The organism is Streptosporangium sp. NPDC005286, assembly GCF_040607515.1.
Lineage (GTDB): Bacteria > Actinomycetota > Actinomycetes > Streptosporangiales > Streptosporangiaceae > Streptosporangium.
In genome coordinates this window covers 96,442-114,016 of sequence record NZ_JBEXGU010000007.1, presented here as the reverse complement: position 1 = coordinate 114,016, position 17,575 = coordinate 96,442, and the positions used below count along the sequence as shown (strand labels likewise).

3 protein-coding genes and 1 pseudogene are annotated in these 17,575 nt (G+C 69.7%); 1 reads left to right on the top strand and 3 read right to left on the bottom strand.

All coding sequences use genetic code 11. The features are described 5' to 3' along the window. Positions 1-246 (top strand): annotated as a pseudogene (locus ABZU75_RS04960) (aminopeptidase); the annotation flags it as partial. 181 nt (positions 247-427) lie between these two features. On the opposite strand, the gene ABZU75_RS04955 reads toward ABZU75_RS04960, so the two are convergent. From ABZU75_RS04955 to ABZU75_RS04945, 3 genes are read right to left on the bottom strand one after another with little or no spacing between them, the layout of a single operon-like run. After that, complete coding sequence (locus ABZU75_RS04955) at positions 428-619, bottom strand: MbtH family NRPS accessory protein (RefSeq protein WP_355549607.1); 192 nt, start codon at positions 617-619, stop codon at positions 428-430. Further along, complete coding sequence (locus tag ABZU75_RS04950; RefSeq protein ID WP_355549605.1) at positions 616-12,162, bottom strand: amino acid adenylation domain-containing protein; 11,547 nt, start codon at positions 12,160-12,162, stop codon at positions 616-618. The genes ABZU75_RS04955 and ABZU75_RS04950 overlap by 4 nt, the downstream gene beginning before the upstream one ends. Further along, complete coding sequence (locus tag ABZU75_RS04945) at positions 12,159-17,102, bottom strand: amino acid adenylation domain-containing protein (protein WP_355549603.1); 4,944 nt, start codon at positions 17,100-17,102, stop codon at positions 12,159-12,161. The genes ABZU75_RS04950 and ABZU75_RS04945 overlap by 4 nt, the downstream gene beginning before the upstream one ends. Positions 17,103-17,575: the final 473 nt, after the last annotated feature.

Below are 17,575 nucleotides of genomic sequence, written 5' to 3'. Positions count from 1 at the left end.
CTGGCGCACGGTTCCAACTCCTCCACCGCCGACTTCCTGCGGGTGAAGGTCGTCGGCTCCACCACCACCCAGGTGTTCCAGCAGCTCGGCGCGGCCGCCAACCGCAACGGCGCCTGGGGTGCGGCCGACGTCGACATCTCCGCCTTCGCCGGGCAGAGCGTCCGGATCCTCGTCGAGGCCGCCGACGCCTCGACTGCCTCCCTGGTCGAGGCGGGGGTGGACGACGTCAAGATAACCCGGCAGTAGGCCGGAGCAAGGTCAGAAGGCCGGGCGGTCGCAGACCTCGACCGCCCGGCCTCACCGTCCGCCACCCGTCTCCACGGGCGGCCGGCTCAGCCTCGCTCCCGGATGCCCGCCGATGACCGGGTGCCCCGCGCGGGCACCGTGCACATGCCGGGCGGGAGCGTGGCCCGAACGCGACGAACGCTCATCCGCCGAGTTCGCCGCGGAGGCTCAGCGGGCGCATGTCGGTCCACTCCGCCTGGATGTGGGCCAGGCAGTCCTCCTTGGAACCGGTCTTTCCCACCTCGCGCCAGCCGTTGGGAATCGCCCGGCCGGCGGCCCAGATGGAGTACTGCTCCTCGTGGTTCACCACAACGGTGTAGAGGTCGGTGGTCATCGGGTGGCCCTTTCTTCGGTGATGAGCTGGCGATCGGCCAGTTTCTGGAGTACGTCCTTGTCGGTGGCGATCGTCGCGTCGGGAATGGCGTCCGGCAGGTCGTCCTCAAGGAGACGGACCGGCCGGTAGCGGTAGGCGGCGAGACCGAGCAGCGCCGCGCAGATGCCCGCGGTGATCATGAGAAGTGCGATGCCTCGCCCCGGGTCGGCGGCGAGCGGCTCGAAGACGTGTTCCACAAGCGGTCCCGCCGACAGGAACCCGGCGGGCACCATCATCCAGCTGAACATCAGAGTGGTCGCGATCACGCGGCCCTGGAGTTCGAGCCCGACCTTGGCCTGGACGATGGAGAGCCAGTGCGCGTTGAGCACGGCGGTGGCCAGACCCATGCCGAACAGGCCGAGAGCCGGGAAGAGCGGATGCGGCCAGAGTCCGATGAGGATCATCGACATCCCGATCAGGACGAAGCTCCCGATGATACCGGTGGTACGGCGGGGCAGGCCGCCCGTCACGCTCATGAGAGCGCTGCCCACCAGCAGTCCGACGCCGCTCGCGGCAAGGACCACGCCGAGGACGGACGGGTCGCCCAGTGACAGCGTGAGGGGGGTCACCAGCAGCTCGACCATCCCGAACATGAAGTTCAGCACGGCGGTGAAGGCGATGACGGCCATGAGACCGTGCCGCCGTGAGATGTAACTCCAGCCGCCGAGGAGCTCCTTCCCGAACGACTCCTCCCGCTTGAGGAAGAGCGTGTCGGGAAACCGGACGGCGAGGGTGATGGTGACCGCGATCAGGAACGTGCTCAGGTCGATGAGGATGATGCCCGGCAACCCGATGGCCGCGGCGAGCGCGCCACCGAGGAGGGGAGCCAGGGTCGTGCCGACGGCTCCGCCGATCTGGGTGACACCGTTCGCCCTCCCGTAGTACCGCTTGGGCACGAGCTGGGTGACAGCGGCCATGTAGGCCGGTTGCTGGAACGCGTTGGCGCAGGCGCCGATGATGACGGCGGTATAGATGTGCCAAAGTTCGAGACGGCCGAACATGAGCAGGGTGCCGAGGCCGAGGGTCCCCAAGGCGGCGAAGGTGTCGGCGAAGATCATGATCTTTCGCCGGTCCCAGCGGTCCGCCAGCGTTCCCGCGACCGGTGCCAGCACAACGGCGGGAAGGAGTGCCAGGACGGCGGTGAGCGCGAACAGCGAGATCGACCCGGACCGCTGGTAGACCCACAGGCCCATGGCGAACGTGGTCAGCCCCGTGCCGATGACCGAGAGGAGCTGCCCCGCCGCGACGAGGAAGAACGTCCGCAGGCTCGCCGGTGAAGTCCGCCCCGGCGGGATGCCGACCCGGTCGTTCCCCTCGTGGTCAGCCCCGGCCTGTTCGTTCCCGGTCCGGTCGTCGGGCTGCCGCCCCTGGTAGGAGGTGATGATGTCCGCGAGCTCGGCTGCCTGATGTTTCTGGAAGTAGTGGCCGGCGCCCTCGATGACCTCCAGGGACACGGAGTCCGAGAATTCCCCCCACTCCCTGAACCGTTCCTCGTACAACTCGGTGGCCCGGTCGGCGGCCCCGATCACGGAGACGATCGGCGCCGCGAGTTTGCGGCGCCCGCCGTCCCGGTACCGAGCGGTGTAGTAGTCCTCCCCCTCCTGCGTGTCCCTGAGGAACACCCGCATCAGGAACGCCTTCTCCTTCTCGTCGAGGACGTCGGCGAAGAATCCCATCGCGCGCAGGAAGTCCAGCGCGGCACGCTTGGAGGTCCGGCGCTCCATCGGGAACAACCTGTGGAGCAGATCGACCAGCTTTCCCGGAAGGCGTGGTGCCGGGAAGTGGCCGCCGACGAAGACCCGGACGAGGTCGATCCCCTCCGCCTCCAGCCGGTCGGCCAGCGCGACCGTCATCGCGCCGCCCATGCAGTGCCCGTAGAGGACGATCGGGCCGGTGATCCGCTTCTTGATCTCCTCGACGCAGCGGTCCACAAGCTCGCCCATCGGGAGCAGCGGTTCGTCCGGCCGGTTGATGTCGTGCCCCGGTGGCTCCAGGGCGTACAGGGAGATGTTCGACGGGGTGGCCGCGGCGAGCGGCTGGTAGGTGACGGCACCCGCACCGGCGAACGGCAGGCAGACGAGCGTCAGGACGGACTCCCCCGCGGGCCGGGGCGGCGTCAGCTCGTGGAACAGCCGCGTGCTCCGCCCTCCGGCGTGCTCGGCGAACGCGCGGACCGTCGGGTTCTTGAAAAGGTCCAGCACGCCCGCGGAAAGGCCGTTGCCCCTGACCGCGCGGACGGCTTTGAAGGAGTCTCCGCCCAGGTCGAAGAAGTTGTCGTCGATCCCGAGCCGCTCCACACCCAGCACCTGTGACCATTGCGTGACCAGAGTCACCTCCAGCGGCGTTCTCGGGGCGACATAGCCGGCTCCGCCGGCAGAACGGCTGTGATCGGGAGCGGGCAGGGCCAGCCGGTCCACCTTGCCGTTCGGGGTGAGCGGGAAGGTCTCCATCGTCACGAACGCCGTGGGCACCATGTAATCGGGCAGGTTCTGGCGCAGGTAGGCCCGCCATTCGCCGGGCCCGACCGGATCCTGCCCGGGGTGCGGCCGGAGATAGGCGACGATCTCCTTGGCGCCGTCGTCCTCCCGGACGACCACCACCGCGTCGCGCACCGCGGGGTGCGCCAGCAGGTGGGTTTCGATCTCACCCAGCTCGATCCGGTAGCCACGCACCTTCACCTGGGCGTCATTGCGGCCGAGGAACTCGACGGTGCCATCCGGCCGGTATCGGGCCAGGTCCCCGGTGCGGTAGAGCCGCGCCCCGGGAACGGGTCCGTAGGGGTCGGGGACGAACCGGTCGGCGGTGACGTCGGGCTGTCCGAGGTAACCTCGGGCCACTCCCTCCCCGCCGATGTGGAGTTCACCGACGGCGCCGGCGGGAACGAGCCGCATCGTGCGGTCGAGCACGTAGACCTGTGTGTTCGCGATCGGGTGGCCGATCGTGATGGGGCCGCCGTCCCCGCGGACCCGCGCCATGGTCGACCAGATCGTCGTCTCCGTCGGGCCGTACATGTTCCACAGCTCGCCGGTCCGGTCGAGCACGTCGGAGGCCAGCGCGGAAGGCAGTGCCTCCCCTCCGGCCAGGGCCTTGAGCCCGGGTGCCCCCTGCCATCCCGACGACACCAGCAGATGCCAGGTGGCGGGTGTGGCCTGCAGGAACGTCGCGTTCTCCGCGGCCATCAGGGCGGCCAGGCGCGTCGCGTCATAGGCCTCGTCGCGGCTCGCGATCACCACTCGGGCACCGACGGAGAGCGGGAGGAACATCTCCAGGACCGAGATGTCGAAGGCGAACGTCGTCACGGCCACGAGCGTGTCCGACGGTTTCAGCCCCGGCTCGCGGCCCATGGAGTGCAGGAAGTTGACGACGGCCGAGTGCGGGACGGCCACGCCCTTGGGGCGGCCGGTCGATCCCGAGGTGTAGAGGACGTAGGCGAGACTCGACGCGGGAGCCTTCACCTCGGGCCTGTCGGCGCTCTCCTGCTCGACGTCGGCGTCCAGCAGCACCAGCTGCCCGCCGTACCCCTCGTAGCCGTCCAGGAGTTCCTGCTGGGTGATCAGGACCGCGGCTCCCGAGTGCTCCAGGATGTACCTCTGGCGGTCACGCGGGTACATCGGGTCGAGCGGCACGTACGCCCCGCCGGCCTTGAGCACGGCCAGCAGCGCCACCATCATCGTCTGCGAGCGTTCGACGGCCACCCCCACCAGCACATCGGGGCCGACGCCGAGTGCGCGGAGACGGTGGGCCAGCCGGTTCGCCCGCCGGTCGAGTCGGCGGTAGGTCAGCGAGAGACCGTCGAAGGTGACCGCGACCGCCTCGGGGGTACGGTCGGCCTGCCGTTCGACGAGCTCGTGGATACGGCAGGCGGGCACCCGATCGTCCACCGGGCCGTTCCAGTCGACGAGCTGCTCGTGGCGTTCGGCCGGGGTCAGGAACTCGACGTCGGCGAGCCGGATCGAGGGATCCGCGGCGAACGCCTCCAGCAGTGCCTCGAAGTGGCCGAGCATGCGCTCGGCGGTCCTCTCCTCGAAGAGGTCGGTGTTGTACTCCAGGCGGCAGTCAAGCCCGCCGTTCACCTCGTACACGTAGAGCGCCAGATCGACCTGGGCGGCCCTCGCGTCGAGGGGCAGTCTGCGGACCCGCAGCCCGTCCATCCGCAGCTCGTCCGAGGGCAGGTTCATCAGGTTGAACATGACCTGGAAGAGGGGGTTCCTGCTGGGGTCCCTGGGCAGGTTGAGCTCGTCGACCAACCGCTCGAACGGGACGTCCTGGTGCGCGTACGCGTTCAGGGCCGTCTCGCGTACCCGGGGAAGGAGATCGCCGAACGACAACCGGCCGTCGAGCCGGGTGCGCAGTACGAGCGTGTTCAGGAAACACCCGACCAGCTCCTCCTGCTCGGACCGGGTGCGCCCGGCCACCGGCGAGCCGACACAGATGTCGGACTGCCCGGTGTAGCGGTACAGAAGTGCCTGCAGCGCGCCGAGCAGCGTCATGTAGAGGGTCAGTCCGTGGTCCTTGCTGAGCCCGCGCAGCCGGTCCGCCAGATCCACGGGGAGCAGCCGTGTGGAGACCGCGCCCTCGAAGGTCTGCAGCGGCGGCCGGGGGTTGTCCATCGGCAGTTCCAGCGCCGGCGGCGCGTCCGCCAGCTGCCGTCTCCAGTAGGCGAGATCAGGTTCCAGGACATCGCGCAGCCGTTCACGCTGCCACAGCGTGTAGTCGCCGTAGCGTAGGGGAAGGTCGCCCAGCGGCGATTCGCGGTTCGCGGCGAACGCGTTGTAGAGGACGCCCAGCTCCCTGGCGATGATCCCCAGCGACCACCCGTCGGAGGCGATGTGGTGCATGTACAGCGAGAGGACGTGGTGCGTCCGTCCTGTCCGCAGCAGGGCGGCTCGGAACACGGGTCCCGCTGCCAGGTCGAACCGGCTCCGCGCCATCTCACAGGCGGCTTGTCCGGCAGTCGTGACATCGGGAACCTCGATCACCGGCAACTCGACCGGGCCGGGCGCCGTGATCAACTGGATCGGTTCCCCGTCGGGCGCGGGGAAGGTGGTACGGAGCGCCTCGTGCCGGTGCACGATCTCCTGTACGGCGGCGCGCAGGGCGCGCTCGTCCAGCTCGCCCTCCAGTTCCAGCGCGATGGCGATCGTGTACGCGCTCTGGTCGGGGTGCATCTGGTCCAGGAACCAGATGCGTCGCTGCGCGAAGGAGAGCGGCACGGGGCTCCCGTCCGGCTCTTCCACAGGTTTCCCCGACGTCTCACCGGGAGGTTCCTCGAAGGTCTCTTCAGGACGTGCCCCGGTAAGGGGCCGGGACTCCGGGAGCACCGCGGCCAGACCGGCCACGGTCGGGTGCTCGAACACCGCCTCGATCGGGACCTCCACACCGAAGACCGAGCGGAGTCTGGCCACGAGCTGCGTGGCCGTCAGTGAGTGGCCGCCCAGTTCGAAGAAGTCGTCGTGGACCCCGACCGGGGCGATGCCGAGGAGTTCCTCCCATACCGCGGCGATGCGCGTCCGCGTCGCGTCACCGGGCGCGAGCTCCGGCGGGAAAGGAGGGGAGACGTCACCAACGGGTTGCTCCTCCACCGCGACGGGCATGCCCCGCCCCTGGACCCAGTGCCTCTTCCGCTCGAACGGGTAGGTCGGCAGGGGCACCCGCGGGCCGCCTGCGGGGAAACGGGTCCAGTCGATCGGCACGCCGGCGAGCCAGAGCCGGCCCACCCCGTCGAGCATGTGGGCGAAGTCGTCCGCGTCGTCTACGGGATGCCGCATCAGCGTGACGACGACGTTCGCCTGGCCACGCGCCTGACCGCCCTCCTGCCGGTCCGCCTGGCCGCCATCCCGGTGCCGCAGGAACGCAGCGAGCGTACGGCCGGGTCCCACCTCGGCGACGGCATGGCCTTCCTCCAGGAGGATCCGGGCACAGTCGGCGAACCGTACGGTTTCCCGCAGGTGCCGTACCCAGAAGGCCGGGTCGGTCGCCTCCTCGGCGGTGACCCACGATCCGGTGACGTTCGACAGGTAGGGGAGCCGGGGCGGCTGGAGGGACACCCGGCCCACCTCGGCGGCGAAGGCGTCCAGGACGGGGTCCAGCATCGAGGAGTGGAACGCGTGGGAGGTCCGCAGCTGCCGGCAGGTGACGCCGCGCCGCGACAGCCGCTCCTCGAGCGCGGCGACGGCCGAATGCGGGCCCGCCACCACGCAGAGCACGGGCCCGTTGACCGCGGCCAGCGACAGCTCCTCGTCCAGCAGCCAGCGCACCTCCGTCTCGGGCAGGGGCACGGCGAGCATGGCTCCCGAGGGGAGGTCCTGGACCAGGCGGCCCCTCGCGGTGACCAGTCTCAGCGCGTCCTCGACGGAGAAGACCCCGGACAGGCAGGCGGCGACATATTCGCCGATGCTGTGTCCCGCCATGGCGTCGGGCCGCACCCCCCACTCCATCAGGTGGCGGGCGAGAGCGTACTCGGTGACGAACAGGGCGGGCTGGGTCAGCCAGGTCTGCCGCAGCGTCGAGCCGTCACCGGCGTAGAGGACGTCGCGCAGGTCCAGGCCGAGGTGCGGACGCAGGATCTCGGAGCAGAGGTCGACGGTCGCGCGGAACACGCCCCCCCGCCGGTACAGCCCCGCGCCCATGGCCGGGTACTGCGATCCCTGCCCGGGAAAGACGAACGCCACGCCACGCTCTCGCGTCTGGCCCGCTCCAGAACGTAGCCCGCGCGAATCCTTCGAGGTCAGGGCCTCGACAGCGGCCTTGCGATCGATGGAGACGAGCGTCCGCCGGTGGCTCAGCTCGCGCCGTCCCAGCCGCAGCGTCGTGGCCGCGCTCGCGAGGCTCACCTCGGGGTGGTCGCGCAGGTGGTCGCCGAGCCGTTCGGTCACGGCGTCGAGAGCGGAGGGCGTCCTGGCGGACAGGACGAGAAGCTCCGGGTCGTCGGCGGTGTCCCTGGGCGGGATCCGCGGCGCCTCCTCAAGGATGACGTGGGCGTTCGTGCCGCCCATTCCGAACGAGCTGACCGCGGCCCGGCGGGGGCCGTCACCGGTGGGCCAGGCACGCGATTCGGTGTTGACGTAGAAGCGCGTGCCGCCGAAGTCGATTTTGGGGTTGGGCGCGCTGAAGTTGAGGCTCGCGGGCAGTGTGCCGTCCTTGAGCGCCATGACCGTCTTGATCAGTCCCGCGACGCCCGCGGCCGCGTCGGTGTGGCCGATGTTGGACTTCACCGAGCCGAGGGCACAGGGCCGAGAGGCCCCCTCGTCCCGCCCGTAGACCTGGGCCAGGGCAGCGACCTCGATCGGGTCACCGAGCGGCGTTGCCGTACCGTGCGTCTCGATGTAGTCGATCGTGCCCGAGGAGACGCCGGCCGCGGCCAGCGCCCGCTCGATCGCCTCCGCCTGCCCGTCGACGGAGGGCGCGACATAGCCCACCTTGCGTGCGCCGTCGTTGTTCACGGCGGAACCGCGGATGACCGCGTGAATGACGTCGCCATCGGCGATCGCGTCCTCAAGCCGCTTGAGCACCACCACTCCGACACCGCTGGATCCGATCGTGCCCTGCGCGTCCGCGTCGAACGGGCGGCAGTGGCCGTCAGGCGATCCGATGCCGCCCACCTGGTAGAGGTAACCGCGACGCTGCGCCGCGGCGACGCTCGCCCCGCCGGCCAGCGCGAGGTCGCACTCTCCCGACAGCAGGCTCATTCCCGCGAGGTGGACCGCCACCAGCGAGGTCGAGCAGGCCGTGTTCACGTTGACGCTCGGACCGCGCAGGTTGAGCTTGTAGGAGACGCGCGTGGGCAGGAAGTCCTTGTCGTTGCCAAGCGTCAGCTGATACTCGCCGACCGCCCGGACGACCTCGGGGGCGGTGAGGAGGTTGTCGGTCAGGTAGGTGCTCCGCCCGGACCCGGCGAACACCCCGATCCGCCCGGAGTACCGTTGGGAGTCGTACCCCGCGTACTCCAGCGCCTCCCAGGAGCATTCCAGAAACAGGCGGTGCTGCGGGTCGAGGATCTCCGCCTCACGCGGGGTGAAGTCGAAGAACGCCGCGTCGAACCTGTCGATGTCGTCGAGCACGGTGCCGGCCTTGACGTAGGCGGGGTCGCCGAGCAGGGCGGGATCGCCACCGTCGGAAAGGATCTCCTCGTCGGAGAAGGGCCGGACGGCCTCCACCCCGTTGCCGATGTTCCTCCAGAACTCCTCCGGCGTGCGGGCTCCGGGGAAACGGCAGGCAAGCCCGACGATGGCGATGGCACCACCGGTAGGCGCGGTGACCTCCGCCACCGCGGTGGTTCCGGGGGATTCTCCGGCGGTGAGGAAGTCGGCCAGCGAGCGGATCGTGGGATGGCGGAACAGGTCGGTGACGGTGAGCCGGTCGCCGAACAGCTCCACGAGCCTCCCATGCACGGCGAGCAGCAGCAGTGAGTGACCGCCGACCTCGAAGAAGTTGTCGTGAACCCCGACATCCTCCAGGCCGAGCAGCGTTTTCCACACGCCCGCGACGGTGTCCTCCACGTCGCCGCCCCGCGCGGCCACGATGACCGGCCTGGACGGCGGGGCGGGCAGCGCGGCCCTGTCGACCTTGCCGTTCGCCGTCAGCGGCAGCGCGTCCAGAAAGACGAACGCGGAGGGGACCATGTAGTCGGGCAGTTCGGCTCCGAGCGCCTCGCGCAGCGCGCCGACACCGCCCTGGTCACCGTCACCGTCGCCGTCGCCGGACTTCACGACGTAGGCGACGAGGCGTCTGTCGCCGGGGGTGTCCTCGCTGAGCGTCACCGCCACGTCGGCGACGGCCGGCAGGCGCGTCATCGCGGCCTCGACCTCGCCGAGCTCGACACGGAACCCGCGCAGCTTCACCTGGGTGTCCTCCCTGCCGAGGTATTCCAGGTTGCCGTCCGCGCGGTAGCGGACGATGTCTCCCGTCCGGTACATGCGCTCGCCGCCCGGCGTCGAGAACGGGTTGGGCAGGAACCGCTCCGCGGTCAGCCCCGGACGGTTCAGGTAGCCTCGGGCGACGCCCGCCCCACCGACGTAGAGTTCACCGGCCACCCCGACGGGGACCGGGTTCAGCAGGGGGTCGAGGACGTACAGCTCGGTATTGGCGATGGGACGGCCGATCGGGACCGCCCCGGTGGTCGGCGTCTGCTCCCAGACCTCGTACGTGGCACATCCGACCGTGGTCTCCGTCGGACCGTACTCGTTGATCAGGCGGGTGCCCGGAGCGTGTCGGCGCCAGAACGCGATGTTCTCGGCGAGCAGGCTCTCTCCGCCGATCACGAAACGCCTGGTCCTCCCCTCGGCCTCGTGTGGCGAGAGCTGGTGTGCCACGATCTCCAGGTGAGCAGGGGTGATCTTGGCGAGGCCGTACGGTGCCCGCCTGGTACGCAGTGCCTCGCCGAGCCCTTCCGCCCCCGCGCCCTCGGGCAGCAGGTGCACCGTGCCACCGGCGAGCAGCGGCACCAGCAGGCTCGTGACGGTCAGGTCGAACCCGACGGAGGAGTGAACCGGCGCGCCGCCGGTGGGGTCGTACTCGTGGCAGGCCCAGGCCGCGTAGTTGGCGATGCCGCGATGCGTGACCATCACGCCCTTGGGCCGTCCGGTCGAGCCGGAGGTGTAGATGACGTAGGCCAGGTCGTCGGGGCCGGTCCCGCTCTCCTTCAGCGGGGGCGTCCCGGGGGCACCGAGCGTCTCCACCTCGGCCACCAGGGCCGACGAGCCCGCGAAGCGGTCGGCGAGCCGTCCCGAGGTCAGCAGGAGACCCGCCTGCGTGTCGTCGAGTATGAAGGCCAGCCGGTCCCTCGGCTGTGCGGGATCCAGCGGTACGTACGCCCCACCCGCCTTGAGCACGGCGAGGAAGGCGACGGCGAACTCGGCGGAGCGTTCCAGGCAGATTCCGACCAGGCTGCCACGGCCGACTCCCAGCGCCTGGAGGGCCCGTGCCCACTCGTCGGAAGCGGCGTCGAGCTCCCGGTAGGTCAGCTCTCCGTTCCCGTCCACGACGGCCACGTCGTCCGGGGCGAAACGGGCGCGCGCGGTGAACACCTGGTGGACGAGGTCGTCTCCCAGCGGCTGGTGGGTCCGGTTCCACTCGACGAGGATCTGCTCGCGCTCCGTGGACGACAGGATCGGCAGCTCCCGCACCGGCGTCGTCGCGTCGGCCACAGCACCGGCCACGAGCGTGCGGAAATGACGGATGAGACGGCGGATCGAGTCCTCGTCGAACAGATCGGTGCTGTACTCGACGATCCCCTCGATACCGTCATCATCGTCCCGTAGGGCCAGTGTCAGGTCGAACTTCGACGTCTCGCAGGGCACCTGGACGGAGGTGACGGTCAGCCCGTCCAGATCCGGACGGGAGTCGGCTCCCTGCTGGTAGAGGAACATCATCTGGAAGAGCGGGCTGCGGCTGAGGTGGCGTTCCGGACGCAGCTCCTCGACCAGCTTCTCGAAGGGCAGCCCCTGGTTGGCGTGCGCATCCAGCATCGCCTCGCGCACGCGCTCCACGACCGCCGCGAAGGAGGGGTTTCCCGAGACATCCGTACGGATCACGACGGTGTTGGTGAGAAACCCGATGAGACCTTCCAGCTCCGCACGGTCGCGGTTGGCGATCGGGGTGCCGACGACGATGTCGGTGTGTCCGGTGTAGCGGGCCAGCAGGACCTGGAAGGCGGCCAGCAGCACCATGGCCGGGGTGGCGCCGAGGCTGCGGCAGAGGGCGTGGAACTCCTCCGCCGGACCCTCGACGCGGAACGGCAGCGACTTGCCCTTGAACGACTGCGCCGGCGGGCGCGGCCGGTCGGGAAGGAGCTCCAGCACGCGGGGCGCGCCTTCGAGGGCCTGCCGCCAGTAGGAGAGTTGAGCGTCGTACTCGGGCCCGGCCAGCCACTCCCGCTGCCAGACCGCGAAATCCGGATACTGGATGGGCGGCTCGGGCAGTTCCACCGGCCGCCGGGCACGGTGAGCCGCGTACAGCTCGCCCAGCTCGCGGTTGAACACCTCAAGTGACCAGGCGTCGGCGACGGCGTGGTGGAAGGTCAGCAGCAGGACGTGCTCTTCGGAACCGCACCGCATCAGCCGCCCGCGCAGCAGCGGCCCACGGCCCAGGTCCATCGGCTCCACGGCCAGTGCCGCCAGCCGTGCCCACAGCTCGGCCTCGCCGTCACAGTCGACGACGGGCAGGTCCAGGCGCAGGTTCTCCGCGATGAGCTGCACCGGCTCCGCACCGTCCATGGCGAAGGTCGTCCGCAGGCTCTCGTGCCGGGCGACCAGCTCGTTCAGCGCCTGGACCAGGGCCTCGTGGTCGAGCGCCCCCCGGAGCCGGTAGGCGACGGGCAGCAGGTACAGGCTCGCGCCAGGGAGCATCCGGTCCAGGTACCAGAGCCGCTGCTGGGAGAACGACATCGGCACCCGCTCCGATGGTTCGCGCCGCGAGACCCTGCCGCCGGCGGCCGGTAGCCGCCGCTTCCTTCTCAGTGCCTCCAGCAGCTCGCGCCGGCGCGGTGACAACCGATCCCCGTTCAACCGATATCCCCGTTCTCTCGTAAAAGTGCTTGCATGTCGTCGTCGGCGGAGAAGGCGACCAGCAGGAACAGCTCAGCCGCCTCTTCTAGACCGGAGCCGTGTTCGCCGAGCAGCGCCCTCGCCAGCGCGGCGACGGTGGATCTCTCGAACAGGGTCTTCAGCGGGATGTGGACGTCCAGCGCCTCGCGAAGGGCCGAGGTCACGCGCGTGGCGACGAGGGAGTGACCGCCCAACCTGAAGAAGTCGTCGTGGAGCCCCACCTTCTCCACCCCGAGAACCTCGCTCCAGGTCATGGCGATGACCGTCTCCAGCGCTGTCCCCGGAGCGGCGAGCGATTCGCTCCGCGGTGTGCAGGCGGGGAGCCCGCGACGGTCCACCTTCCCCGAGGGGGTCGTCGGCACCGCGTCCAGCAGGACGAACGCGCTCGGCACCATGTACTCGGGCAGCCTCGCCTCAAGGAAGGTCCGATAGTCCGCGGGCTCGCCCACAACGTAGGCGGTAAGGCTCCGGGCCGCCGTACGGCTGTCCGGTTCACCGGCGATCACGATGGCGGACCGTACGGCGGGGTGCCGGCACAGAGCGGCCTCGACCTCGCCCGGCTCGACACGGTATCCGCGGATCTTGACCTGGTCGTCGGCCCGCCCGAGAAACTCGATCGTCCCGTTCCTGCCGAGGCGGGCCAGGTCGCCGGTGCGGTACATCCGCTGCCCGGCCGTCACGTCGTCCGGCACGAACCGGTCCGCCGTCAGATCGGGTCGCCGATAGTAACCCCTGGCCAGGCAGACTCCGCCGAGATGGAGTTCGCCGGGCACGCCCGCAGGTAGCGGGCGGCCGTGGCGGTCGAGGATCCTGACCGTCACGTTCGCGACGGGCTGCCCGATGGGAGGCAGGTCGGGCCAGTCGGAAGGGTCACCCCGCAACGTGTGAGCCGTGACGACATGGCTTTCCGTCGGGCCGTAGTGGTTGTGCAGGGCGGCGCCGGGCAGCGCGGTCATGAGGCGTGCGATCTGTGGGGTGATCCGCAGTTGCTCGCCCGCGGTGACGATGTCACGCAGCCGTGAGGGGACGACTCCGGCCTGCGCGAGATGCTGGAGCGCGACGAACGGCAGGAAGAGCCGCTCGATCCCGGCCATCTCGACGAAGGAGGCCAGTGCCGCGGCATCATGCCGCACCTCGTCACGGACCATCACCAGGGTTCCGCCCCCCGCCCAGGTCGTGAAGATCTCCTGGCAGGAGACATCAAAGCCCATCGCGGTGAACTGCAGGGTGCGGGCCGCGCCGCCGAGTCCACCGGCCGATCGCTGCCACCGCAGGAGGTTGACGATGGGGCGATGGGGCATCGCGACGCCCTTGGGACGGCCGGTGGAGCCCGAGGTGAAGAGCACGTACGCGAGGTGGTCAGGGGTCACCTCGGCCGGCGGGGCGCTCGTCGGCATCCGGTCGATCTCGGCCCGGTCCGCCTCAAGGCAGACGGTACGGTGGCCTGCGGCGGGCAGGCCGTCGAGTAGGTGGCGTTCCGCGACCAGGACCGGCGCCCCGACCTGGGAAAGAACCTGCTCGATCCTGGACGCCGGGTACGAGGGGTCAAGCGGCACGTACGCCCCGCCTGCCTTGAGTATCCCCAGAACGGCGACAGCGAGTTCGAACGAGCGATCGACCCGGAGCGCGACGGGCACGTCGGCACCGACCCCTGCCCGTCTCAGGTGGTGGGCGAGCTGGTTGGCACGCCGGTCGAGCTCGGCATAGGTCAGGCAGGCGCCCTCGAACTCGACCGCGACGGCCTCCGGCGTTCTCGCCGCCTGCTCCTCGACCAGTGTGTGCAGGCAGCGGCCGACAGGCTCCGAACGGGGGCCGCGCAGCGGCTCTGCCATCGTCGCCGGCGGAAGCTCGGAGATCCGGCGGAGCGGATCCTCCACGACCCCCCAGAGCAACTTCTCGTAATGCGCGAGGAACCGCTCCATCGTCTCGGCGTCGAACAACTCGGTGGCGTACTCCGCGGTCAGGACGGGACCGTCCGGCGGGAAGTCGACGAACGTCAGAAGGTCGAACTTGGCGCAGCCGTTGTCGATCTCCCCGTTCATCGCGACTCGGATCCCCGCCGCGTGCACGGCGGGCACCGCTTCCTGCATCACGAACAGGACCTGGACGAGCGGGTTGTGGGCGACGCTTCCGCCGAGGTCGAGGCTCTCGACGATCCGCTCGAAGGGGACGTCCGCGTTCGCCGACGCGTCGAGAGCGGTCCGCCTCACCTCACGGAGCAGATCGACGAACGAGGGGTCCCCTGACAGGTCCGTCCTGAGAGGAAGCGTGTTCGTGAAGAAGCCGATCAGCTGTTCCGCCTCCGGGTGGTCCCGCCCCGCGACCGGCACCCCCACCACGATGTCCTCCTGGCCCGTGTACCGGCGGAGCAGTGCCTGAAAGGCGGCGAACATCACCATGAACAGGCTGGCCCGCGCCTCCGCGCCCACCGATTCCAGGGCGGAGACGAGTTCGGCGGGCAGGGCGTGACGGAGCTTCGCGCCGCGATAGCTCCTGGCCGGGGAACGAGGCCGGTCAGAGGGCAGCTCCAGAGGATCGGGCAGTCGCTCCAGACGCTTGCCCCAGAACGCCAGCTGCTCCTCGGCGACGCGCTGAAGCCGCCTGGACGACCAGGCCACGAGGTCGGCGTAGCGTGTGGTGAGCGCGGGCGGTTCCGGGGGACGCCCAGCCGCGAAGGCCTCGTAGAACTCACCGAGCTCGGCGAGGAAGACGCTCGCCGACCAGCCGTCGAACGCGATGTGGTGCACGGTCAGCAGGAGCTCGCGGCGGTCGTCGTCCAGCCACAGGAGCAGCGCCCGGAGCAGCGGGCCGGTACGTAGGTCGAAGGGGGTCCGGGCGTCGGCGTCGACGAGTTCGGCGCGCGCCTCACTCGGGAGCCCGCGCAGGTCGGCGGTGACGAAAGGAACGGGCCGCCACGTGGCCACGTGCTGAACGGGCACGCCCGCCCGCTCGTCATAGCGGGTACGCAGGGGCTCGTGCCGCCTGACGATCTCGTTCACCGCGCGTTCGAGTGCGGCGGCGTCGAGGTCGCCGTCAATCGTGTAAGAGATCGGCACGTTGTAGAGGGCGCTGCCGGGAACCAGCCGATCGATGAACCACAGCCGCTGCTGTGCGGGCGAGAGCGGCGACCACTCACTCGTCGAGCCGGGGACGAGAGCCGGCGGGGGTTCCTCCCCACCACCGTCGATCTCGCGGGCGACGGCCGCGACCGTGGGGTGCTCGAAGAAGATTCTCGACTGGACCTGTCGGCGCAGGGCGTCCTCCAACTGAACGGCCATCCGCATCGCGGCGAGCGATTGGCCTCCCAGCGCGAAGAAGTCTTCGTGGACGCCGACCCGCTCCAGACCGAGGACACGCCTCCACACCCCGGCGACGACCGCTTCCGTGGGCGTCCGGGGTGACGTCGTGTCACGGACCGCGCCGGCGCCCCGGGCCGCGGGCAGTGCGCGGCGATCGACCTTCCCGTTGGGGGTGAGCGGCATCTCCGCCAGCGAGACGAAGCGCGCGGGAACCATGTACTCGGGGAGCCTGGCGGCGAGAAACGCCCGCAGTTCCTCGGCCGCACCACTGCCCATGACGACATAGGCGACAAGCTGGTCCTGGTGGACGAGCACCGTGGCGGACTGCACGTGAGGATGCCGGCTGAGCACCGCCTCTACCTCGCCCAGCTCGACCCGGTAGCCCCGGAGCTGCACCTGGTCGTCGACACGCCCGACGAAATCGAGCCGGCCACCGGGCCGGATCCTGGCGAAGTCACCCGTCCGATAGAGCCGTGCGCCGGCCGATCCGCCGAACGGATCCGGCACGAAACACTCGGCCGTCAGCTCGGGACGCCCCAGGTAGCCCCTGGCCACTCCGGCTCCGCCGATGTAGATCTCGCCGGTCTCGCCGGGCGTCACCGGTTCGAGGCGCTCATCGAGTAGGTAGACGTCCGTGCCGTTAATGGCCTCGCCGATCGAGGGCGCGCCGGTGTTCTCGCCGTGACCGGGCACCTCTCCCGCGGTGGCGATGATCGAACATTCCGTCGGCCCGTAGATGTTCACCAAACGGAAGGGCAGCCCCGGGGGCGGATAGCGAGTAAGGCGGTCTCCGCCGGTGAACATGATCCGGAGCTTCGTCGTCGGCGGCCAGTCGAGGCCGAGGAGCGCTTCGGCGATGGGGGTGGGGAAGAAGCACGCGGTGATCCGCTGCGCCACGATCCAGTCGCGCAAGGAGGTGAGGGAATCCCGAGTGTCCGCGTCCGGTATCGCGATGCTCGCCCCTGCCGTCAGGTAGGTCCAGATCTCCCAGACGCTGGCGTCGAAGGCCGGGCCGGCGATGAGCGCGGTCCGATCTTCCGCCGTGGTACCGAAAACCTCATGGTGCCATCGCACCAGGTTGAGCAGACCCCGGTGCGGTACCAGGACGCCCTTCGGGCGTCCGGTCGAGCCGGAGGTGTAAATGGTGTAGGCAAGCCTGCCGGGGTCCGTCCAGGGGATCTCCTCGCCTTCCAGATCCTCGCCTTCCAGATCCTCGACGATGATCAGGGGAGGAACGTCGGGGTGCGTCAGTCGCGCCGACCACTCCCTGCCGGTCACCACGGCGGTGACCCGGGCGTCCGCCAGCATGGCGCGGAGGCGGTCGGCCGGAGCCGACGGATCGAGTGGCACGAAGGCGGAGCCCGTCTTCAACACGGCGAGTTGGGCCGCGACGAGGACCGCGGAACGATCCGCGAGAACGCCGACGAGAGACCCGGGAACCTTCCCGATCCCGTTGATCCGATCCGCTATCCGGGTCGATAGGGCATCCAGAGCCTGGTAGGTGCGGACTCCGTCCGACGTGACCAGCGCAATCGCCTGGGGCGCGGATCGCACGCGCTCGCGAAACAGGTGCAGGACGGTCGGGGGGGACTGCGGTGCCATATGACGCCGTTTCGTTAGGCAAACTACTTAAGTCAGAGTATGTGAACCCGCCTTGTGTCCAACTTGGCAACGGCTTAAGTGGTACGAGGGACTGCGGTGCCATATGACGCCGTTTCGTTAGGCAAACTCCTTAGGTCGGAGTATGTGAACTCCTCTTGTGTCCAACTTGGCAACGGCTTAAGTGGTACGAGGGACTGCGGTGCCATATGACGCCGTTTCGTTAGGCAAACTCCTTAGGTCGGAGTATGTGAACTCCTCTTGTGTCCAACTTGGCAACGGCTTAAGTGGCACTAGGTTTTACGACTGCCCAAAATGTCCAGAGTGCCGCTCCGATATTCCGCGGTCACCATGCCGGCCCCTCCGGCGGCGGCCGGGGCCGGTTCGCGACCGATGACACATCCCAGCCCATTGACCGGGTCACAGTCGGCCCGCCGCTGCGCTAGCCTCGCGTACGCTACGCACGTGCTGGTACG

Coding starts and splice junctions, on each gene's coding strand:
- ABZU75_RS04945 (WP_355549603.1), bottom strand. CDS start 17,102: ATGGCACCGCAGTCCCCCCCGACCGTCCTGCACCTGTTTCGCGAGCGC.
- ABZU75_RS04955 (WP_355549607.1), bottom strand. CDS start 619: ATGACCACCGACCTCTACACCGTTGTGGTGAACCACGAGGAGCAGTAC.